Origin of the sequence: Streptococcus mitis (assembly GCF_047460035.1) — a bacterium.
Classification (GTDB): Bacteria; Bacillota; Bacilli; order Lactobacillales; family Streptococcaceae; genus Streptococcus; species Streptococcus mitis_DW.
In genome coordinates this window covers 57,492-79,561 of the sequence record NZ_JASHHB010000006.1, presented here as the reverse complement: position 1 = coordinate 79,561, position 22,070 = coordinate 57,492, and the positions used below count along the sequence as shown (strand labels likewise).

General features: G+C 40.9%; 20 protein-coding genes and 1 tRNA gene. 2 read left to right on the top strand and 19 right to left on the bottom strand.

The features are described from left to right. Nucleotides 1-22 precede the first annotated feature (22 nt). Together treC and treP are read right to left on the bottom strand one after the other, a co-directional pair. Nucleotides 23-1,648: an alpha,alpha-phosphotrehalase gene (gene treC / locus QM956_RS06445; protein WP_227325706.1), complete on the bottom strand. Its 1,626-nt coding sequence runs from the start codon at nucleotides 1,646-1,648 to the stop codon at nucleotides 23-25. Nucleotides 1,649-1,711: 63 nt separating this feature from the next. After that, nucleotides 1,712-3,679, bottom strand: a complete 1,968-nt coding sequence (treP, locus tag QM956_RS06440) for a PTS system trehalose-specific EIIBC component (protein WP_223330200.1) — start codon at nucleotides 3,677-3,679, stop codon at nucleotides 1,712-1,714. Nucleotides 3,680-3,863: 184 nt separating this feature from the next. On the opposite strand from treP, the gene treR reads away from it, so the two are divergent. Then, a complete protein-coding gene (treR, locus tag QM956_RS06435; protein ID WP_227325707.1) occupies nucleotides 3,864-4,574 on the top strand; it encodes a trehalose operon repressor in 711 nt (236 codons plus the stop codon). A gap of 32 nt (nucleotides 4,575-4,606) precedes the next feature. Here the strand turns inward: treR and QM956_RS06430 are convergent, their stop codons facing one another. The 8 genes from QM956_RS06430 to QM956_RS06395 all read right to left on the bottom strand — a co-directional run bounded on the left by QM956_RS06430 (nucleotide 4,607) and on the right by QM956_RS06395 (nucleotide 14,355). Next, on the bottom strand, nucleotides 4,607-5,410 hold the full coding sequence (locus QM956_RS06430) for an ABC transporter ATP-binding protein (protein ID WP_084887499.1): 804 nt from the start codon (nucleotides 5,408-5,410) through the stop codon (nucleotides 4,607-4,609). 12 nt (nucleotides 5,411-5,422) lie between these two features. After that, the gene (locus QM956_RS06425; protein WP_077804691.1) at nucleotides 5,423-6,316 is read right to left on the bottom strand and encodes an ABC transporter permease; all 894 of its coding nucleotides are present in this window, start codon (nucleotides 6,314-6,316) and stop codon (nucleotides 5,423-5,425) included. An 11-nt stretch (nucleotides 6,317-6,327) separates the two neighbouring features. After that, nucleotides 6,328-7,305 carry an ABC transporter substrate-binding protein gene (locus QM956_RS06420; protein WP_060627154.1) on the bottom strand — a complete coding sequence of 326 codons (978 nt, stop codon included), beginning with the start codon at nucleotides 7,303-7,305 and terminating at the stop codon, nucleotides 6,328-6,330. A 559-nt stretch (nucleotides 7,306-7,864) separates the two neighbouring features. Beyond that, nucleotides 7,865-8,791 (bottom strand): ATP-binding cassette domain-containing protein, encoded by a 927-nt coding sequence (locus QM956_RS06415; RefSeq protein ID WP_023947091.1) that lies wholly within the window; start codon nucleotides 8,789-8,791, stop codon nucleotides 7,865-7,867. Nucleotides 8,792-8,801: 10 nt separating this feature from the next. Further along, nucleotides 8,802-9,869, bottom strand: coding sequence for an ABC transporter ATP-binding protein (locus QM956_RS06410; RefSeq protein WP_000159550.1), 1,068 nt, complete (start codon nucleotides 9,867-9,869; stop codon nucleotides 8,802-8,804). Nucleotides 9,870-9,877: 8 nt separating this feature from the next. Next, on the bottom strand, nucleotides 9,878-10,804 hold the full coding sequence (gene oppC, locus QM956_RS06405; protein ID WP_004255894.1) for an oligopeptide ABC transporter permease OppC: 927 nt from the start codon (nucleotides 10,802-10,804) through the stop codon (nucleotides 9,878-9,880). Next, complete coding sequence (locus QM956_RS06400; protein WP_020902008.1) at nucleotides 10,804-12,300, bottom strand: ABC transporter permease; 1,497 nt, start codon at nucleotides 12,298-12,300, stop codon at nucleotides 10,804-10,806. The genes oppC and QM956_RS06400 overlap by 1 nt, the downstream gene beginning before the upstream one ends. A gap of 66 nt (nucleotides 12,301-12,366) precedes the next feature. Continuing rightward, nucleotides 12,367-14,355 (bottom strand): peptide ABC transporter substrate-binding protein, encoded by a 1,989-nt coding sequence (locus QM956_RS06395; RefSeq protein WP_045605532.1) that lies wholly within the window; start codon nucleotides 14,353-14,355, stop codon nucleotides 12,367-12,369. A gap of 161 nt (nucleotides 14,356-14,516) precedes the next feature. Between QM956_RS06395 and QM956_RS06390 the strand changes: the two genes are divergently transcribed. After that, a tRNA-Cys gene (locus tag QM956_RS06390) sits at nucleotides 14,517-14,587 on the top strand. Nucleotides 14,588-14,782: 195 nt separating this feature from the next. Here QM956_RS06390 and QM956_RS06385 read toward each other — a convergent pair. The 9 genes from QM956_RS06385 to asnA form a co-directional block, all read right to left on the bottom strand. Continuing rightward, the gene (locus tag QM956_RS06385; protein WP_049515991.1) at nucleotides 14,783-16,114 is read right to left on the bottom strand and encodes a hemolysin family protein; all 1,332 of its coding nucleotides are present in this window, start codon (nucleotides 16,112-16,114) and stop codon (nucleotides 14,783-14,785) included. Between the two features lie 152 nt (nucleotides 16,115-16,266). Beyond that, a complete protein-coding gene (endA, locus tag QM956_RS06380) occupies nucleotides 16,267-17,091 on the bottom strand; it encodes a DNA-entry nuclease EndA (protein ID WP_049515993.1) in 825 nt (274 codons plus the stop codon). Nucleotides 17,092-17,129: 38 nt separating this feature from the next. Then, nucleotides 17,130-17,318: a DNA-directed RNA polymerase subunit beta gene (locus QM956_RS06375; protein WP_049516029.1), complete on the bottom strand. Its 189-nt coding sequence runs from the start codon at nucleotides 17,316-17,318 to the stop codon at nucleotides 17,130-17,132. Beyond that, the gene (gene murA / locus QM956_RS06370; RefSeq protein ID WP_414302357.1) at nucleotides 17,311-18,594 is read right to left on the bottom strand and encodes a UDP-N-acetylglucosamine 1-carboxyvinyltransferase; all 1,284 of its coding nucleotides are present in this window, start codon (nucleotides 18,592-18,594) and stop codon (nucleotides 17,311-17,313) included. The genes QM956_RS06375 and murA overlap by 8 nt, the downstream gene beginning before the upstream one ends. Before the next feature lie 23 nt (nucleotides 18,595-18,617). Next, nucleotides 18,618-18,848 (bottom strand): DUF1146 family protein, encoded by a 231-nt coding sequence (locus tag QM956_RS06365; RefSeq protein WP_000250399.1) that lies wholly within the window; start codon nucleotides 18,846-18,848, stop codon nucleotides 18,618-18,620. 56 nt (nucleotides 18,849-18,904) lie between these two features. Next, nucleotides 18,905-19,942, bottom strand: a complete 1,038-nt coding sequence (locus QM956_RS06360) for a SepM family pheromone-processing serine protease (RefSeq protein WP_247947469.1) — start codon at nucleotides 19,940-19,942, stop codon at nucleotides 18,905-18,907. After that, complete coding sequence (gene coaD, locus QM956_RS06355; protein ID WP_414302356.1) at nucleotides 19,926-20,414, bottom strand: pantetheine-phosphate adenylyltransferase; 489 nt, start codon at nucleotides 20,412-20,414, stop codon at nucleotides 19,926-19,928. Before coaD ends, QM956_RS06360 begins: the two co-directional genes overlap by 17 nt. Continuing rightward, a complete protein-coding gene (gene rsmD, locus QM956_RS06350; RefSeq protein WP_414302355.1) occupies nucleotides 20,404-20,943 on the bottom strand; it encodes a 16S rRNA (guanine(966)-N(2))-methyltransferase RsmD in 540 nt (179 codons plus the stop codon). The genes coaD and rsmD overlap by 11 nt, the downstream gene beginning before the upstream one ends. Before the next feature lie 64 nt (nucleotides 20,944-21,007). Beyond that, nucleotides 21,008-22,000 (bottom strand): aspartate--ammonia ligase, encoded by a 993-nt coding sequence (asnA, locus tag QM956_RS06345; RefSeq protein ID WP_078237945.1) that lies wholly within the window; start codon nucleotides 21,998-22,000, stop codon nucleotides 21,008-21,010. Between the last annotated feature and the right edge of the window lie 70 nt (nucleotides 22,001-22,070).

Below are 22,070 nucleotides of genomic sequence, written 5' to 3'. Positions count from 1 at the left end.
GAAAGAGAGCTCCTTACTGAGTTTAATTTACATGGATAGCCAGTGTTTGATAAGGTTTGAGTAGAATTTTTTCAGACACTTCTGCATCTTCATAGTTTGAAATCAAAATTCGTCCATTTTGGTAGGCTACTGATAAGTCGATTTCCACTTCTGTGGCATAAAAATTATTGAGCACTAGTAACTTTTGATCCTCATGCTGGCGTTCAAAAGCGTAGACTTGCTGACTGTCTTCAAAAGCTGGTTTGTAACTTCCTTCTGAGATGATAGGCATTTCTTTACGAAGTCGAATCAAGTCTTGGTAGAAGGTGAAAATCGGGCCTTGGATTTCATTTTCTACATTGATGTGAGGGGAGGATTTTCCTGCCTTGAGCCAAGGTGTCCCTACTGTAAATCCTGCATTTTCCGAAGCATCCCACTGCATGGGAATTCGTGAATTATCACGCGACTTAGCCTGAATAATCTGGAAGGCTTCTTCCTGACTCTTCCCTTCTTCTAAGAGCATCTGATAGGCATTGATGGACTCGACATCCACATAGTCAGCCATGGAATCATAGTCTGGGTCAACCATTCCGATTTCCTCGCCCATATAAATATAAGGTGTTCCACGTGACAGGTGAATGCTGGCTGCTAGCATGGTAGCCCCTTCCTTGCGAAAGTTCTGAATATCGACAAAACGGTTTAAAGCGCGTGGTTGGTCGTGATTGTTCCAGAAGAGAGCGCTCCACCCATCTTTATCACTCATCTCCTTGCACCAGCTATGATAAAGACTTTTCAACTCTTCAAAATCAAAGGGAGCCAAGGTCCACTTTTGCCCATCTTTGTAGTCCACCTTGAGGTGATGAAAATTAAATGTCATGGATAATTCCTGACGGTCAGGCGATGAATAGAGGACACAATTTTCCATAGTTGTAGAAGACATTTCCCCAACTGTCATAAAGCTATCGTCTGCTCCAAAAGTGGCTTGATTCATCATACGCAAATAGTCATGAACGATGGGCTTGTCTGTGTAAGCTGGCTTTCCTTCATTTTCAGGACAATCCACTAAGACCTCGTCCTTGCCAATCAAATTGATCACATCAAATCGGAAACCTTTGACACCCTTATCGCGCCAAAAATTAACAACCTTGAAAAGCTCCTTACGGACATTGGGATTGCGCCAGTTAAGATCAGCCTGGGTCTCATCAAAGAGGTGAAGGTAGTATTTCCCTGTATTCCCAAAGGGCGCCCATGCAGAGCCACCAAACTTAGACTGCCAGTCTGTTGGTTGGTCTTGGATGAAGAAAAAGTCTTGATAATACTTGTCACCAGCTAGGGCTTTCTGAAACCATTCATGCTCTGTCGAACAATGATTGAGTACCATGTCCAGCATAAAGACAATCTTGTGCTCTTGACCGACACGCACCATTTCCTCAAAATCAGCCATATCACCAAAAAGAGGATCAACTGCCATATAATCTGAAATATCGTAACCATTATCCCGTTGAGGGCTTGGATAGAATGGATTGAGCCAGACCATATCCACGCCCAACTTGGCTAGATAGGGGATTTTTTCGATAATTCCACGTAAGTCCCCAATACCATTGCCAGTGGTGTCTTTGTAAGATTTTGGATAGATTTGATAGACTACTTTTCCTTTATCAAGTGTCATCTGTTTCTCCTTTTCTGATAAAAGGGAGGAAGCAGTCTTCCTTCCCTATTTGTGCTATTTTGATTAGATTCGTGTTGCGACCATGAGAGCTTCTCCAGCTTGGATTGTTGTCGGATAAGTTCCAGTGATGGTCGCTGTATAAGCATCTTGGTTGGTGATGATAACAGGAGTTTCTGTTACCAGGCCTGCGGCCTTAATGACATCCATATCAAAACGAATCAGTTTCTGACCAACTGTGACATGGTCTCCTTGGGCTACAAAACTTTCAAAACCTTTGCCATCCAGACCTACTGTATCCATACCGATGTGAATGAGCAATTCCACCCCCTCGTCAGAGACAATACCGATGGCATGCTTGGTAGGGAAAAGAACCGTAACTGTCCCATTGACTGGAGAAGTCAACTCACCTTGACTTGGTTCAATGACCAGACCTTGCCCCATGACACCTGAAGCAAAGACTGGATCAGTTGCTTGACTTAGTTCTTTTACTTGTCCTTCAAGTGGGCTAACAATTTCTACTGGAGTATGTTCTACTGGTTCATGGCTCACAAATTCTGCTTCTTCTTGTGCAACGAATTCTGCCTGCAAGTCTGTATCATCCTCAGTTTTTGTAAAGAAACCAGCCTTGCGGAAGAAGAAAGTCAAGAGCATTGGAACAAGAATAGCGACTAGCATAGTTCCTGCAAATGGCAGCATGTATTGAGGTTGAATAGAGAGGATACCTGGCAAACCACCGATACCAATAGAAGCCGCAGTCACATTAAAAGTAACGGATAACATGCCTGCAAGGGCTGAACCAGTCATTCCAGCTACAAATGGATAAATATATTTTACATTAACCCCAAAGAGGGCTGGTTCTGTGACACCGAGATAGGCTGAAATAGTGGCAGGAAGTGAAACCTGAGCCTCACGCTCATCATGACGGTGCATGAAATAGTAAGCAAATACGGCCGAACCTTGGGCAATATTAGAAAGAGCAATCATAGGCCAGAGGGCAGTTCCACCAGCATCTGCAATCAATTGTGTATCAATAGCATTGGTCATATGGTGCAGACCTGTAATGACAAATGGAGCGTAGAGGGCACCAAAAATTGCACCGAAGAGCCATTTAACAGGACCAGTTAATCCTGCCAAGACAACTGATGAAAGTCCTTGCCCGATTGTCCAACCGATTGGTCCCAAAACAGTATGAGCCAAAATCAAGGCTGGAATTAAAGACAAGAAAGGTACAAAAATCATAGAAATCACTTCTGGGATATGCTTGCGCCAGAAAATTTCAAGATAAGACAGACTCAAACCTGCAAGCAAGGCTGGGATAACTTGGGCTTGGTAACCGATACGATTAACAGTAAAATAGCCAAAATTCCAAACCCAGTTTGCTGCAATTTCTGATGCAGGTGTCGAAGCAACCGCATAGGCATTAAGCAACTGAGGAGAAACCAAACAGATTCCGAGCACAATTCCTAAAATCTGGCTGGTTCCCATCTTACGAGATACAGACCAAGTAATCCCTACTGGTAAGAACTGGAAGATAGCTTCACCAGGCAACCAGAGGAAGTGATTGACACCTGCCCAAAACTGAGAGGTTTCTGTGATGGTCTTACCATCCAACATAGACCAATGGACACCTTCCAAGACATTACGAAAACCGAGGATCAATCCACCAACAATCAAGGCTGGAATAATCGGAGTAAAGATTTCCGCCAGAGTGGTCATGACACGTTGGACCACGTTTTGATTACTCTTAGCTGCTGACTTGGCTGCTTCTTTAGAAACACCCTCAATGCCTGAAACAGCTGTAAAATCATTATAAAAGATGGGCACATCATTCCCAATAATCACCTGAAATTGACCTGCATTGGTAAAGGTTCCTTTAACAGCTGGAATTGACTCGATAGCCTTAACATTAGCCTTTTTATCATCTCCTAAAACAAACCGCATCCGTGTCGCACAGTGGGTTACGGCAGTCACATTTTCTTTGCCTCCAATTGCTTGAAGCAAATCTTTGGCTTCTTGTTCAAATTTTCCCATTTGATTCTCCTTATATTTGTCAAAGCAAGTTTGATTTGATAAGTATATTGTAAACGATACCAAACTTGTATGCAACTTGTTTGGCATAAAAAGAGAATTTTTTTGTCATTTTTCTGGGACTTGTATGGTAAAATAGATACAGGTGTTCATTAAACTAGACTAAAAAGCCATTTAAGGAAGCAAAATGAAGAAATACCAACGATTATTTAAGCAAATCCAAGAAACCATTCAAAACGAGACTTACGCTGTCGGAGAGTTCCTTCCTAGTGAGCACGACCTTATGAACCAGTATCAGGTAAGCCGTGATACCGTCCGAAAAGCCCTGTCTCTCCTCCAAGAGGAAGGATTGATCAAAAAGATAAGAGGGCAAGGTTCTCAAGTCGTCAAAGAAGAAACTGTCAATTTCCCTGTATCCAACCTAACCAGCTACCAAGAACTAGTTCAAGAACTTAGACTGCGCTCTAAAACCAACGTGGTCAGTCTGGACAAGATTATTATTGATAAAAAATCCTCACTAATAACTGGCTTCCCAGAGTTTCGTATGGTTTGGAAGGTGGTCCGCCAGCGTGTGGTGGATGATCTGGTATCCGTTCTGGATACGGACTATCTGGATATGGAACTAATCCCAAATATCACTCGCCAAATTGCTGAGCAGTCCATCTATTCTTATATAGAGGACGACCTCAAACTCCTTATTGATTATGCTCAAAAGGAAATAACCATTGACCACTCAAATGACAGAGACAAGATTCTCATGGACATAGGCAAAGACCCTTATGTCGTTTCAATCAAGTCAAAAGTCTATCTCCAAGACGGGCGCCAGTTTCAGTTTACTGAAAGCCGCCATAAACTCGAAAAATTCAGATTTGTAGATTTTGCAAAACGTAAGAAATAAAAGACTGAGACACTAGATCTCAGCCTTTTTCTTTATCCCAAAACCAATTCATCACTGACTAGGCTTTGACCACTATTTTTCTGGAAGAGATGCATGAGATCTTCAACCGTCAGATGCTTTTTCTCCTCTCCCTTGACATCCACCACTATCTTGCCTTGATAGAGCATAATGAGACGATTTCCGTACTCAATAGCATGGTTCATATCGTGGGTAATCATCAAAGTCGTCAACTGATGGTGTTCCACAATCTTTTGCGTCAAATCCATCACCATTTGACTAGTTTTCGGGTCAAGGGCCGCAGTATGTTCATCCAAAAGCAAAAGTTTGGGTTTCACCAGAGCTGCCATGACTAGGGTCAAGGCCTGTCTTTGTCCTCCTGAGAGATATTGAGTATCTACTTTTAAGCGGTTTTCAAGACCAATATTCAACTCCTTCAAGGCCTCTTGGAACTGGATTCTATCCTTCTCCTTCACGCCCCAACCAAGCCCTCTTTTCTGCCCACGTCTCAAGGCAATAGCCATATTCTCCTCAATCGTCAAACGAGAAGCCGTTCCCATCTTAGGATCTTGAAAAACACGGGCGATATCCTTGGCTCTCTTTCTTACACTCAAATTTTTAATGGATTTACCTGCCAATAAAAGGTCCCCTTCGTCCACCGATAGATTGCCAGCCAAGATATTCATCAAAGTGGATTTCCCTGCTCCATTTCCACCGATTACAGAGATAAAATCTCCCTCTTCAACCTCTAAATCTAATCCTTTGAGGACATGGTTCTCATTGACTGTCCCTGTTTCAAATGTTTTGTGAATATTTTCAAGTGTTAACAAACTTGCCATAACTTTTTCCTCCTATTCATTTCTCAATTTCAGACCACGAATCTTTAATCTCTTTTGCAATTCTGGTGCAAATAAAACTAAAGCGAGCAAGATTGCATTAAAGAGACGTACCAAGTTTTGATCTAGATTTGGAATTTCATAGATATTTAAAATAATCAAACGATAAACAATAGCACCAATTCCGATGGATAACAAGCGGCTTCCAATGGTCAAGTCGTGTATCAAGACTTCCGCAATAATAACTGCACTCAAACCAACAACGATAGTTCCTGTCCCAGAAGTCACATCTGAAAATCCATCATTTTGGGCAAATAAGGAACCACATAGGGCAATCAAACCGTTTGAAATCATGTAACCAACAATCTTCATGGTGTCTACATTGACCCCATTTGCCTCACTCATCGGAATATTGTCCCCAGTCGAACGCAAGACAAGGCCAATCTCCGTTTTCATCAAAAGAGTCAAGACTAGACAAACAAGTAATAGACAGACTAAACTAAGTGAGAAAACAGCTTCTTCATTTGTCAGCCCCAAGCTCGCCAACTGTTTAAAGACAGTTGAAGAATCTCCCAAGGAAAGATTGGGCACACTTCCCATGATTTTAATATTGATGGAATAAAGCCCTGTCAAGGTCACAATTCCTGTCAAGAGAGCTGGGATTTTCATCTTGGTGTGGAGCATTCCTGATACAAGACCTGCTACCATACCTGCCAGCAAAGCAAGTAAAGTCGCAATCCAAGGATTTGTCCCTGCCTGTATCTGAGATACGACGACAGCCGCCCCCAGTGGAAAGGCTCCTTCAGCAGTCATATCCGCAATATCCAAAATACGGAAAGTCAAGTAGACCCCAATCGCCATAATCGACCACAACAAACCTTCTGATAAACTAGATAATACAAAATTCATCTCAAACCTCCTTATTCCTTGCCTTCTAACTTACTAATATCAATTCCCAATGCATCTGCCATTTCTTGATTGGTATGCAATTCCAGTTTTTCAGGCAACTCAACTGCTATATTTTCTGGTTTCTCACCTTTTAAGACACGAATCAACATGCGGGCTGTCTGCCGTCCCAATTCTTCATAATTGGTACCGTAGTTATACAAACCACCAACCGCAATCATTTCCGTTGAGCCACCGAATACTGGAACCTTGTGTTTAATAGAAACCTGCTTAACTGTTTCCATGGTTGACGAAATGATATTGTCCGTTGGTACAAAAACCATATCCACTTCTGCCATCAAACTCTCTGCTGCCGCCTTGACATTGTTACTGTCCAAGATTGTTTTTTCAACAACGGTAAAGCCTTTTTCTTCCAGAAGTCGCTTAGCTTCATCCTTTTGGACAACTGAGTTTGGCTCGCTCTGAGTATAGAGGATTCCAATTGTTTTAGCTTTTGGCAACACTTTCTTTATCAAATTGATTTGGGTTGAGATAGCATCTGATGACTGATCACTTGTTCCAGTTACATTTCCCCCCGGATGTTCTCTTGACTCAACCAACTTGGCACTGACAGGATCTGTTACAGCTGAAAAGATAACCGGTGTCGTTTGTGTTGTATTAGCCAAGCTCTGAGCAGAAGGCGTTGCGATGGCTAGAACGACATCACTAGATTCTGCTAGTTGCTGGGAAATCGTTTTTAGATTTCTTTGTTCTCCCTGTGCATTTTGCAAATCAATCTCGATATTTTTCCCCTCAATATAGCCTTGCTTGGCCAGCTCATCCACAAAACCTTCTCTAGTAGCGTCTAGAGACTGGTGGGTAATAAATTGTGAAATACCGATACGAAATACATCTTTTTTCTTATCTGCCTTCAACTGATGCAAACTGATCAGAGAGGTCAAGAGAATTCCCACTACCAAGAGGGGTGCTAGTAATTTTCGAACAACTTTCATAATGAAACTCCTTCTCAGAAAAGATAATACTCAATGAAAATCAAAGAGCAAACTAGGAAACTAGCCGCAGGCTGTACTTGAGTACGGCAAGGCGACGTTGACGTGGTTTGAATTTGATTTTCGAAGAGTATAAAACAAAAAACCGCCTAGATAATACCTAAACGGATGCTTGAAATAATCTAACAAGTTACAACTTAGCTAGTCCATTTAGATATTCATCTATATGGACCACAATCAAAAATCTTAGCCACATAGATACAAACAAATTGCTTGAACTGTTTGCATCCATGGTGACATGTCTACAAACACTATCTAAAGTAGCTAAAGTAAAAGTTTTGATTCATCGTTGCAGCTTGTTTCTTATTCATTTCTTTTTCTGCTTTCTTTTTTGATGTTTCCTATCTTACCACCTTTTTCATCACCTGTCAAGAATATTTCAGAATTTTTTAAAATTTTTCGAAAATTCTTTCAAGCTGTTTTCAAAGTTTTTCCAAATCAATCCAACAAAAAAAGGTTTATAATTTCCATAAAAGTTGACATGGAAATTATAAAACCATTATTAGTTTAACCCTTGTTGATAACGTGCCAATTCGGCTTGGTTAGCCCAAACATAGTGACCTGGACGGATTTCTACCATAGATGGCTTATCTGTCTCATAATCATGTTGATCTGGATCATATACTTTCAAGACCTTCTTGCGTTCCAAGATTGGATCTGGGATAGGTACCGCTGAAAGCAAAGCCTGAGTATATGGATGAATTGGATTGTTAAACAATTCTTCTGTTTCTGCAACCTCTACAATAACACCCTTGTAAATAACTGCGATACGATCTGAAATAAAGCGAACGACAGACAAGTCATGGGCGATGAAGAGATAGGTCAAACCAAGTTCTTTTTGGAATTTTTTGAGCAAGTTCAAGACTTGAGCACGCACAGAAACGTCCAAGGCTGAAATGGGCTCATCCGCAATAACAAAGTCTGGTTGCATGACCAAGGCACGGGCAATACCGATACGTTGACGTTGACCACCTGAGAATTCATGAGGGTAACGAGTCAAGTGCTCAGCAAGAAGCCCCACTTCACGGATAATATTTTTAACTTTCTCTTTACGTTCTTCTTCATCCTTGAACAGATGATGATTGTAAAGACCTTCAGAAATAATATAATCAACAGTCGCACGTTCATTCAAACTTGCGGCAGGATCTTGAAAAATCATCTGGATACGACGAATCAATTCTGCAGCTTGTTCACGCGATTTCTTACCATTAATCTTTTGACCATCAAAAATGATATCCCCATTACTTGTATCATTAAGACCGATGATGGCACGACCAATAGTTGTTTTCCCACTACCTGACTCACCTACAAGCGAGAAAGTTTCTCCCTTGTTGATAAAGAAGTTAGCATTTTTAACTGCGACAAACTTCTTACTTCCTTCACCGAAGGAAATTTCTAAATCTTTGATTTCTACTAATTTTTCAGACATTTCCTTCCTCCTAGTCAGCCAGATGGGCAAATCCCATTTTTTCACGAATCTTATCATGGAGATTTGCAATCACAGCTGGTTTTTCTACTTTTGGAGCATCCTCATGAAGTAGCCAAGTTTTAGCCCAATGTGTCTCTGATACTGAGAATTGAGGAGCTTTTTGTTCGAAGTCAATTTGCATTGCATAGTCAGAACGCAAGGCAAAGGCATCCCCTTTCAGGTCAGTATAAAGTGACGGAGGTGTTCCTGGGATTGAGTAAAGATCCCCTTTATCATCAGCAAGCTGAGGCAAGCTAGACAAGAGACTCCATGTATATGGATGGCGAGGGTCATAGAAGACTTCCTCAACAGTTCCATACTCAACGATTTCTCCTGCATACATAACCGCTACCTTATCTGCAATACTTGCCACCACACCAAGGTCGTGGGTGATAAAGATTGTTGTGAAATGGTACTCGTTTTGTAAAGATTTCAACAAATCAATAATCTGAGCTTGGATGGTCACATCCAAGGCAGTCGTTGGCTCATCACAAATCAAGACATCAGGTCGGCAGGCAAGAGCAATCGCAATAACGATACGTTGACGCATTCCTCCAGAATATTGGAATGGGTATTCATCAAAACGTCTATCTGCATCTGGAATCCCAACCTTATTCATGTAGTCAATGGCCAATTCTTTCGCTTCTTTAGCTGTTTTTCCTTGGTGTTTTACAATAACTTCTGTAATCTGACTACCAATTGTTTTAATTGGGTCCAAACTAGTCATTGGATCTTGGAAGATAGTCGCAATCTTAGCGCCACGAATTTGTTCCCAATCCTTGTGAGAAGATAAAGCTGTCAAATCTTGACCACGGTAGTCAATGCTACCTTGGGCAATGCGACCATTTTCTTCAAGCATACCTGTGAAAGTCTTTGTCAAAACAGATTTTCCTGATCCTGACTCACCTACCAAGGCTAATACTTCTCCTTCAACTAGTTCAAGGGAAACGCCGCGAATGGCTGTCAATACTTTGTCACGAACGTCAAATTCCACGACAATATCGCGAGCAGTCAAAATTACATTTTTTTCTTTTGTCATTTCTACTCCTATCTATGTGTACGTGGATCACTAGCATCCGCTAAGTTTTGACCAACTACGAAAAGGGATAAGGATACCAAGACAAGAGTTGTCAATGGAATCCAGAAGAGGTATGCATTTGTCGTTACGTTCTGAGAGTAATCTGAAATCAAACGACCTAAACTTGGAACTGTAATCGGCAATCCAAGTCCAAAGAATGAAAGGAAAGCTTCGTATGAGATAAAGGCTGGAAGCATTTGAGATGTCGTCGTAACGATAACAGATACCAATTGTGGCATAATGTTTTTTACAACAATCTTAAAGGTTGGTGTTCCAAGTGTACGTGAAGCAAGGTTATACTCCAAGTCACGATAACGCATGATCTGAATACGAATTGAGTAAGCAATACCAATCCAAGTAGTCACACTCATAGCAAAAATCAGATTCCAGAATCCAGCTCCGATTGAGTAAGTCAAGACAATGACAATCAAAAGAGATGGGATGTTTGAGATGACATTATAAACTTCCATCATCACACGGTCAACTGATTTTGAAATTCCCCAAATACCACCGACAAAAACACCGATAACCAAGTTAATCACTGTCGCAATCACAGAAATGAGGATAGAGTTACGAGCTCCGAACCAGACACCGTCAAAGAGAGATTTACCGTTACTGTCTGTACCGAACCAATGCTCAGCATTTGGCTTGATATAACGAGCACTAAAGTCGTTTACTTTGCTGACATCATTGAAATCAAACTTAGAAAACATTGGGTAGATGAAACTCATCAAAATGATAGCTACCAAGATTCCCAACATGACTACAGTTGATTTCTTCTTCATAAATTGTCTAAACACTGAGCCCCAGTATGAATAGGCTGGCGCATCAATGGCTTCAGAGGCAAAATCGTCACGTTTTACGAACTGAAATTTTTCTTTATCGATTGTAGACATTATTTGCCTCCTTTCTCAGTCAATTTAATACGTGGGTCAATAATAGTCATCCAAATATCTCCCAAAAGAAGTGAGAAGATAGAAATACATGTAAAGATGAAGACAAGACCTACGACCATAGAGTTATTAGATGCTTTTACAGAGTCAATCAACATTTTACCCATACCTGGGAAAGCGAAGACTGTTTCAGTAAGGGTTGCACCACCGATAACCCCGATAACAGCACCAGGAATTCCTGAAACCAGCGGAACCATGGCATTTTTAAAGATGTGTTTGTTTGAAATTTCTTTTTCAGACAAACCTTTTGCACGAGCAAAACGAACAAAGTCCTGTGATTGCAAGTCAATCATGTAACGACGAATCCAAATAGCTGTACCAGGAGCACCCAATAAACCAAGGATAACTGCTGGTAAAACATACGAACGCCAATCTCCAGCACCCAAGATAGGGAATGAATCTGGAAGACCAATTGATGATCCAATCAAACGAACAATGTAAACCAAGGCAATGGTTGGAAGGGCCATCAAGAAGGTCAAAAACCCTGTTGAGAAGCTATCAATCCAAGTATTCTTGAAGCGAGCCATAGCTGAACCAAGTGGCACGGCAATCGCATAAGAAATCACCAAACCAATCAATCCAACGACTGCAGAGCTAGCAATCATAGAAGGATATTGGTAGTTGCTTTCAGTTGCAGTATATGGGTCATCTTTCCCATAGTTAGCTACTTCACGAGAATCAGCCTGACTAGGCGATTTGTAGGTTCTTGAGTAGATATTAACTGAAGATGTTTTCTTACCAGTTGGGAATTGCACTTCTGATGTCTTAGTTTGACCTTGTCCTTGTGTGATAACTTGAAGCACAGGAGTATTAGCATAAGTTGGATATGAATCACCCAAATTCAAGTTCACAAAGTTTTGGTGAACAAATGGGAACTGACTATTGAAGTACAAGAGGTACTTGTGTTTAGTCCCTGAACCTACCAGAGACCAGCCGATAGCGGGATCATTTTCAAAACGCAAATAACGCTCCAAATTTGGATTTTCTGGGTCCTGAATCTTGTTTGTGTGGTCGATATCAAGCAAGTTTGCATAGAATTTAAACACACGTTCAAAAATTGGGATTTCACGAGTAGCGTAGAATTGGCCACTTTCAGTAAATTCTCCCAAGGTCCAACCATGACCGATTTGTTTGATGTATTTTTCATAGATAGCCTTGTTGGTGTCATTGGCTTCAACTGTTACAGAAGCATCCATCTGGCTAGCTTTTTCTTGCAACTCTTTGGTATCGTAGTACTCGATATAGCCCATACGCTCATAAACAGTATTCTCATAGTTATCACGTTTATCAGCAGTTGTCGCAATCTTGTTATAGTTGGTATCCTGTTTGAAAATCAATTTTCGAGGAACCATTGTATAGATAATCGTGTAGGTCAAGGTTGTTACTAAGAAGATAGAAACCAAGGACCGCAAAACACGCATAAAAATATATTTTTTCATATCATTTCCTTTAAAAATCCCAAAAGAACCTTCTCCTCATGGAGAGAAAGTTCTATTGAAAATTATTTACTTCACATGACTTGCCAATTCTTTTTGAGCCTTCTCATTTGACTCAGTCTTTTCTTTCAACCATTTTTCACGAGCTTTTTCATACTCTTCTTTGGTGATTGCTTTTTCACCAACTTCAGTGTACTTCAAGTATCCTGAATTTTCACCTTTAAGGCCGGCTACTGAATATGAAGAGCTAAATGGTAGAACTTTTGAAACATATGAAACGGCTGTTTCTTTTGGAGAAGCCATTACTGGAATTGTCAAAGCATTGTCAGTCAACCAAGCTTGTGCCACCGCGTATTTTTCATAACGTTTTTGAACATCTTGGTTTTCGCTGTTTGCGTCATCAAGTAATTTTCCATAGTCAGCTAAACCAAGTTTGCTTACTACTGATGCATCTGTGTTTTGGTCAATACCAAGGTAAAGACGAGTGCTTCCTCCCTTAAGGACGAATTGATCCAAGAAAGTAGAAGGATCTTGATAGTCAGGGTTCCATCCTAGCAAGGTATGGATATCCCAGTCTTGCTCTTTAGCTGTTGGAGCGCTAAATGAAATTGGTAAAGCTTCTGCTTGAGTCATTTGTTGTAAGTCTACAACAACATTATCTGAACCCAATACTTTTTCAATTGATTGTTTCAATGATTGAACACGGTTTACAACCGCTGTTGATTCTTGGATAACCAAGGCATCCAAGTGGATTGGGAATTCAACACCTTCAGCTTGTAGGCTTGATTTTGCTTTAGCAAAGACTTCTTTCGCTTTTTCTTCATTGTAAAGTCCATTTTGAGAATCTGCTAGAGACACGTTTGACCAAGTAGAAGAATTTGTCTTAGCCAAGCTATCTTGTACCAATTCACCAAATGTTTTCTTACCAACTTGAAGATTATAAGGTGCAAACGTATTACGGATGGCTACTGCAGCTCCATCAGTACCATTTGTTTGAGCTGAGTAAGAATTGCGATCGACAGCAAAGTTCAAGGCTTGACGGAATTCCTTGTTTAGCAATGCTTTCTGAGTAGATGTCTTTTGAGCATCACTTGTTTTGGCAGTGTGGTTATAGGTTGTACGGCCATAATTCAAGCTGACAGTTGCAACACCCGCACCTGGTTCATTAAAGTAAATGTTATCTTTAAAGTCAGCTGCATATTTTTCATATGTAGAACTTGTAGGGAAGATACGGGCCTTGCTATATTGACCATCGGCAAAACCTTTAGCAATCACATCTTGGTCCTTACCATCCCAGAAAGTGAACTTAACGTTCTCAATTTTTACATTTTCTTTGTCCCAGTAAGCATCATTTTTAGCCATCTCGATAGATGATTTTGGAGTTACAGATTTTAAGACAAATGGACCGTTATAAAGAATAGAGTTAGCATCGGTTGGGGCACCAAAACCTTCCCCTTTTGAAGTTAAGAATTCTTCATTAACCGGCATCAAAATACCACTAGTGGTCTTGTCATTCCAGAAAGTTTCTGGCTGGTTCAAAGTATATTCTAGTGTTTGATCATCAAGCGCTTTTACTCCAACGGTTGAAAAATCGCTTGTTTCACCCTTGATATAGGCTTCTAATCCCTTAATAGAAGAGCTAACGATTGAAAGTCCTTTTGATTTTCCATCTACGGCGTGTTTCAAACCAGTAACGAAGTCTTTAGCAGTTACAGGAGCGTATTCTTCTCCCTCTGCTGTCACCCATTTAGCATCCTTACGGATTTTATAGGTATAAGTCAAACCATCTTTTGAAACTGTCCATGATTCAGCAATAGAAGGAACCAGGTTACCATATTTATCATTAGCCAACAAACCATCTACAGCATTTGTTGTGACGAATGATGTTGAATCGATATTGCTGACGATATAATCCAAGGTTTCTGGATCTGTTTGATAAACATATTGGTAATCTTTTGCTAGTTTAGCATTATTTGAACTAGTGTTTGAACACGCAGCTAGAACTCCTGACGCTAATAAGGTAGCTCCCGCTACAGCAAGCACTTGACTTTTTTTCATTTATTTACTCCTCTTATAAATAAAGTATAGGTTATCATCAATTATATCATAGATTTCAAGAAAAGTAAACGAATTTTCAGAATATTTAGGCTTATTGATACAAAAAATCTGAAAAAGCTATTGACTGAAAATCATTTTCAAGGTATAATAATAAACGTTAAGGCGGTATAGCCAAGTGGTAAGGCACGGCTCTGCAAAAGCTTGATCGTCGGTTCAAATCCGTCTACCGCCTTCTTTAACTTGATTTATCAGGTTTCATTTAAACAGAAAGCCCAATTTAAAGGGCTTTTTTCTTTTTCCTTGAATAAATACGTATAACTTTAAAAAACTTTTGGGGCAAGTTTGGGGCTGAGTTTTTCGAGGACACAATTTCCTTTTGAAATCAACTGAAAAAGCTTCGTCACACCTGGTGACAAAAGCCTCTAGTTTACTCTGTTTCTTCTTCTATTTCAACTTCGGTAATTTGGACTTTTACCTTGGTAACGCGTCCATTTTTCACTTTATCATTGGTAAGGATAAGCTGTTTGTTTTGGCTGACTAATTCATAACTGAGTTTCTCAGTCGTTGGAATGGTCCCAACTCCTGTCAAATAATAACCAGCGATGGTATCAACGTCATCACTTTCCAGTTCAACATCAAAGTAGTCATTAAAATCATTGAGATTCATGGTACCTTGAACAATATAAGTATCTTCTCCAATTTTATGAACTTCGATTTCAGCCTTATCTGTTTCGTCATCGATTTCGCCAACGATTTCCTCTAAGAGGTCTTCTAGGGTCACCAAACCAGCCATCCCACCGTATTCATCCAGCAAGATTGCCATTTGTCTTTGGGTATTGCGCAGTTCTTTTAACAAGTCATCCACAAAAATAGTTTCAGGAACAAAAAGTGGATCTTGTAAGATTTTCTTCCAAACAATATTGTCAAAACCGTCCACAAAGCCCGCATTAAGGAGACTCTTGGTGTGAATGATTCCAATCACGTTATCCTTGTCTCCATCATAGACAGGGATACGAGAATAATTTTGTTTTAAAATACTTTGGATGATGGTTTGACTATCATCCTGAATATCGACCATAAAGGCATCCGTTCGAGGAACCATGACTTCTCTGGCCATTAATTCGTCCAGTGAAAAGATCCCTTGTAACATCTCAATTTCGTCAGCATCTAGTGTTTCTTCACTATTTGTCAACATGTACTCAATTTCATCACGGGTCATTTTTTCGTCAGCATCATCAAAGGTCATCGGAGTCAAGCGACTCAAGAGATTGGTAGATGCAGATAAGAGCCAAACAAAGGGACTAACTAGTTTCCCCAAACCAATAATAACTGGTGCTGTACGAATGGCCAAGGCATCCTTTAGATTAAGAGCGATTCTCTTAGGATACAATTCCCCAAAAACGATGGAAATATAAGTCAAAAATGCTAAAGACAGAAAACTTGCAACGGCATAAGCTGTTTCGCCATTTCCAAGCCAAGATGCAATTTCTCGACCCAGAGTTTCTGCCAAACTCGCCCCTGACAAAATCGTAATCAGGGTAATCCCTACTTGAATAGTTGATAAAAAGTGGTTAGGATTTTCTAGTACCTTCAGCAGACGGATATAGCGTCTATCTCCTTCTTCTGCCTTTTGTTCAACCCGCGCACGATTTAGTGACACCATGGCCATTTCTGTGGCTGAGAAAAAGGCATTTAATACCGTCAAGATAAACAATAAAACAAGTTGTAGCAACAAATTCTGACTACTTGGGTCTTCCATAGTTCTTCTCCTAAAATAGTATCTTATCCTTTATTATATCACAAAATTTAATCCAGTACATATTATTTTTTCTCAATGTCTATTCTAGCCCTACTTAAATGGTCCAAAAAAACTCCTACATCCACAAGTGACATAGGAGTTGATCTTATCTTTTACTGAGTTACCGTTACTTCTCCAGTCCGGTAATCCAGTTGAAGTCCCTTTTGAACATTGGGAACTAGAACATTGAATTCCAATTCTCCATCTGAAGACTTGGCTTCAATCTGTGAAGCTGAAGGAACTAAATCCTCATTTGTAGCGTAATAAAGGGTTACACGGTAACGGACACGCTTGTTTTGGTCCAAGGCTTTACGCACCATGCTTTCATAGTAGTTTTGACCAGTCGAATCCTCAGCTTGCGCCTGATTTGCCCAAGCTGTCTGGACAGCAATGTTTTTAGGATTGCTTGTTGAGGCATCAAAACCATCCAAGCCACCGATTAAGGCATAGCCTAACAAGTGACCTCTATCGACCGCATGGGTATAAGAACCCTTAAGATTCTTAACCTGATGCCAGCCTGGAGGAGTCCATGAAGTCGAACCATTCCCCGTTTCTTCACGATTCTTGTACTGGCGAGTTGCCTTAGACAAGAGAGCATTGGCTACAGTTGGCACAGTTTCCTTTCCCACTGTCTTTGTTTTATTATCAGCGTAGGGTTTACTTGAAACCTTGGCATCTAGATTTGTTTTATTACCATTGACGATAAAAGCACCTGAGCCATTCCACTCAAGACTCCCTTTTATTTGGCTTCTGACTGCATCTGTTAAGACACTTTCTGCCAATTCTTGACTTGGAGCTTCAGGCGCTTGTTTTTTCTGACTAAGCTTGGTTTTGGGACCATTAGCTGTCGTCTGCATCTGCTTGATATAATAACTCCCTGCAGACAAAAGCAATAACACTAACAGTCCAATCAGGGTCTGTCTTGTTTTTTTGTTCATATTTCTCCTTATCTCTAGAAAAAGGCTGGTCTACCAGCCTAATTTCCTGTAAATTTATGAATCAATTCCTGCCATTTTGCTGGAGACAGGATAGCCCATGGATCTTGACCCTTGCCCAAGATTCCATAACCTACCATTAAACCAATTCCTAGGGCTAGAAGGCCTAAAACCAGTACCAGAATGACTAAAAGCAAACGCTTGGCTACGTAGCCTGATTTCTTATTCATCTTCATCACTTGCCTCAATCCGCTGAATATTAGCACCTAGCTGTGCCAACTTCTCATGAAAACGGTAGTAACCTCTATCCAAGTGAACCAATTTACCGACCACAGTTTCTCCTTGTGCTACCAAACCTGTCAAAATTAAGGCAGCACTGGCACGAAGGTCAGTTGAAAGAACTTCTGCCCCCTGCAAAGGTTGACCACCAACAATACGAGCTGTATCACGGATAATCTCAGAGTGCAAGCCCATGCGACGCATTTCTTCTAGATGTTGGAAACGATTTTCGAAAACTGTCTCCACCATAGTTGATTCCCCTTTTGCGACGGTCATCAAGGCTGTAAATTGGGCCTGCATATCTGTTGGAAATCCTGGGTGGGGCAAGGTTTTCACATGAACAGCTTTTAAATTTTCTAGTTGAGAGCGAACTCGAATTCCTTCAGCCTCCTCTGTCACTTCCACTCCCATTTCAAATAACTTGGCAATCAAGGGACGGTTGTGCTCCCAGACAGCGTCTTTAATCAAGACATCACCACCAGTCATGGCAGCAGCTACCATAAAGGTTCCGGCTTCGATACGGTCTTGGACTACATTGTGAGTCGTACCATGAAGTTTCTCAACACCTGTAATGGTAATGGTCTCTGTACCAGCCCCCTTAACCTTAGCTCCCATTTCATTGAGGAGAATGGCTAGGTCCACAATCTCAGGCTCACGCGCAGCATTTTCAATCACTGTTACCCCATCAGCCAGAGTCGCTGCCATCATCAAGTTCTGCGTAGCACCAACACTTGGGAAGTCCATGTAGATATGAGCTCCATGTAAGCGATCAGCCTTGGCTTCGATATAACCAGCTGTCTGACTAATCTTAGCCCCCATAGCTTCTAGACCTTTCAAATGAAGATCAATAGGACGGCTACCAATCGTACAACCACCTGGCATGGATACCTTAGCATGACCTACACGAGCAAGAATTGGTCCCAAGACAACGATAGATGCACGCATCTTGCTGACATACTTGTAAGGAGCTTCCTCAGTGATATCGCCAGTCGCGTCCACCTCGACAAGATGAGTCTCCTCATCAAAATCTACCTTGGCATTCAAACCACGAACCACCTGATTCATAGTGAAAACATCTGACAAGATAGGAACATTCTGCAAGACGGTCTTTCCTTCACTTGCTAGAATAGTCGCTGCCAACAAGGGTAAGACTGCATTCTTTGCTCCTTCGATCGTAACACTTCCTACCAGACGATTATCGCCACCTTGAACCACAATTTTTTCCATACTTATTTCCTTTACATTTGATTTTATAATAATCCTCTAAGCGCTTCTTGCCACAACTGATATAGGCTGATAAAGAAAGAACTCATGATGTAGCCCATGACAATGCTAAAAAAGGCTACTAGTAAACGAACTTTTCCTGTGTTCTCAGCTGTTACTTTTAAAACCTTTTCCCATCTAACAAGATTCTTTAAAAGGTAAAAACTCACATAAATAAAGAGCATATGACTGCTTAGAGTGAATAATAATTGAACCATTTGACTATTATACCATCTTCTCTGTTTGTGCGCTAGTTTGGAAACTTCACTTAAAACTAGGGATTGTTTTTCAAGTAATCAATTGCATCTTGTAGAGTTTTAACAGGCACGATTTTCATATCTGTCTTGATTGTTTTGGCTGCTTCCAGGGCTGTTTGGTAGTTGTTTTTCGCATCCGGATGCGCTTTTTGTTCTTCTTCGCTAACAGGGTTATCAGGGGCAAAGAAAATCGCGGCACCTTCTCTAGCCGAGGCTACAACCTTTTTATCAATACCTCCAATATCCCCCACATTACCATCACGGTCAATGGTTCCTGTACCGGCAACGATACGACCATTACGAAGACTAGGGTCAGCTATTTGGGTATAGATAGCCAGACTAAACATGAGACCAGCACTTGGACCACCGATACCAGCTGTTGAAAAGCGAATTGGGACATCACTGGTCACTTCTGTACGGTCAATCAAGCCGATTCCAATTCCATTTTTGCCATTTTCCAAGGTGATAATCTTACCTTCTGCAGACTTGGTTTGCCCATCCTCTTCATAGGTGACCTTGACGGAGTCCCCTAGTTTTTGAGAATTGACATAATCAATCAAATCTTTGGAACTGTCAAAGGTCTGATCGTTGACTGCTGTGACCGTATCAGAGATGTTAAGAATCCCTTTAAAGGTCGAATTATCTGTCACAGTCAAAACATAAACCCCAAGATATTTGAGTTCGATATCTTTACCAGCTGTTTTTAGCCCTTGATACTTGGCCATATTTTGCGATGTCTGCATGTAGAATTGATTGATCCGCATAAATTCAACATCAGAAGAGCCACCTGTAGTCTCTTGGGCACTACGAATATCTGTAAAAGGCGTCAACCACGCATAAATCATATGGGCTAAAGTAGCGTGCTGGACACCAACCGTAACGAATTGATAGGCACCAGCTTCCTTATCTTCTGTGTCATTGACTTTAAGGACTTGGCGAATATCTTCCGAACCACCTGGAACTTCTATATAGTAGGGCAAGGGCACTACAAATGCCAAGAAAGTCACAATTAAGGCTGCAATGACATATAAGGGCCATCTAATCTTTTTTTTCATTTCTTATTTCCTCCAAAATACTCTCGGGAACATAGCAAGCAATATCCTGACCAAACTTCAAAAGCTCTCTAATACCGGATGAACTGAGATAGAGATGTTCAGGTCGACTATGTAAATAAATGGTCTCTATATTAGGAGACAGCTGATGGTTGTAGTAATCAAAACTGGCTTCATATTGCAAATCCGCTGCATTCCTCAACCCCCGCACTAGACAAGTAGACCCCAGTCTTTTTGCGACATCAACCACCAATTCATCATGAGAAGACACGACTTCAACATTTTCCAAATGTTTCAAAGCCGTTTCTAGCCCTCGTTTACGATTTTTAAGAGGGAGAAATCCTTGTTTGTGAGGATTAAAAAAAATACCCACATAGAGCTTATCAAAGAGTTTGCTAGCCCGTTCAATGATATCCAGATGCCCATTTGTCATCGGATCAAATGAGCCTGTGAATAAGCCAATCTTATCTGACATAGACTGTCACCTTACTAATTCCATAAATCTTTTCCTTCCAGATGCCCAGACAGGCAATTTCTTCTGGAAGTTCAACGGTCTTATCCGTCTCACACACGACCATAATATCTTCAGAAAAAAGTTCTCTCTCAGCCATTTTTTCAATATCTGCTACGATTTGTTCCTTAGCATAAGGAGGGTCTAAGAAAATGAGGTCAAATTCCCCAGATACCTGTTCCAATGCCCTTTCTGCATCCATCTTGAGGAGTTGAAATTTTCCAACTTCCTTAGTCATCTGAATATTTTCAGCCACGATAGCCTGAGCTTTACGGTCTCGCTCCACCAAAACAGCGCTGGACAGGCCACGCGATACTGCCTCGATAGATAAACCACCACTACCTGCATAAAGGTCCAAGACTCGTCCACCTTCAAAGTAGGGACCAATCATGTTAAAAATAGCTCCCCTAACCTTATCCGAAGTTGGTCTTGTCGTCTTACCTTCTAGTGTCTTGAGGGGACGTCCCCCATAGATTCCTGATACGATTTTCATACCGTTTATTATACCAAATTATGGGCGAAAAGAGAAAGAAAACCGAACCTTGCGGTTCGATTCTCTACAAAATATTTTCGTAAGTATCGCGGACTTCTTGAGGCCAAACACTTGTTTGCACTTCTCCGATGTGTTTCTTGCGAAGTAGGAACATGGCCATCCGAGATTGTCCAATTCCTCCACCGATTGTCAATGGGAATAGACCATTCAACAAAGCCTTGTGCCATTCCAATTCCAAGCGGTCTTCATCACCTGTAATGGCAACCTGACGACGAAGCGTTTCTTCATCTACACGGATTCCCATAGAAGACAACTCAAAGGCTCCCCCCAGAGACTCATTCCAAACAAGAATATCACCATTTAGACCCTTGTAACCATTTTCAGACTCACTTGTCCAGTCATCGTAGTCTGGTGCACGTCCATCGTGCGGTTTACCGTCTGGTAATTCACCACCGATACCGATCAAGAATACTGCTCCAAATTCTTTACAAATAGCATTTTCACGCTCTTTTGGTGTCAAATCTGGGTAGCGTTCTACCAACTCTTCTGTGTGGATAAAAGTGATTTGTTTTGGCAAGATTGATTCGATGTCATAGCGGGCTTCAACAGCTAGCTCAGTAAGACGAATAGCCTTGTAAATCTTCTCAACTGTTTCTTTTAGATAAGCGATATTACGTTTACCATTTGGGATAACTTTCTCCCAGTCCCACTGGTCAACATAAACAGAGTGGGTCGCATCAAGCGAATCTTCGTCTGGACGAAGGGCCTTCATGTGAACAAATAGACCCTCACCTTCACCGAAACCAAAACGAGCCAAGGTGTGGCGTTTCCATTTGGCAAGTGAGTGAACGACTTCATAGGTTTCATCTGGAATCTGCAAAACCTTGACAGATACTGGATTTTCGACACCTGACAGGTTGTCCTGCATCCCATCTCCGACCTTGCTCAAGATAGGACCTTGAACTTCAACAACTTCTAACTTATCTTTCAAATACTGGGTAAAGGTATTTTTAACAAAGGAAATTTCTTCTTGTTGATGAATAAAACTTTTCTTCATAAACAGCTCCTCAAAAATTAGTTAAAAGCATTATACACCTATTTCCAAGAAAAGAAAAGAGTAAATAAGA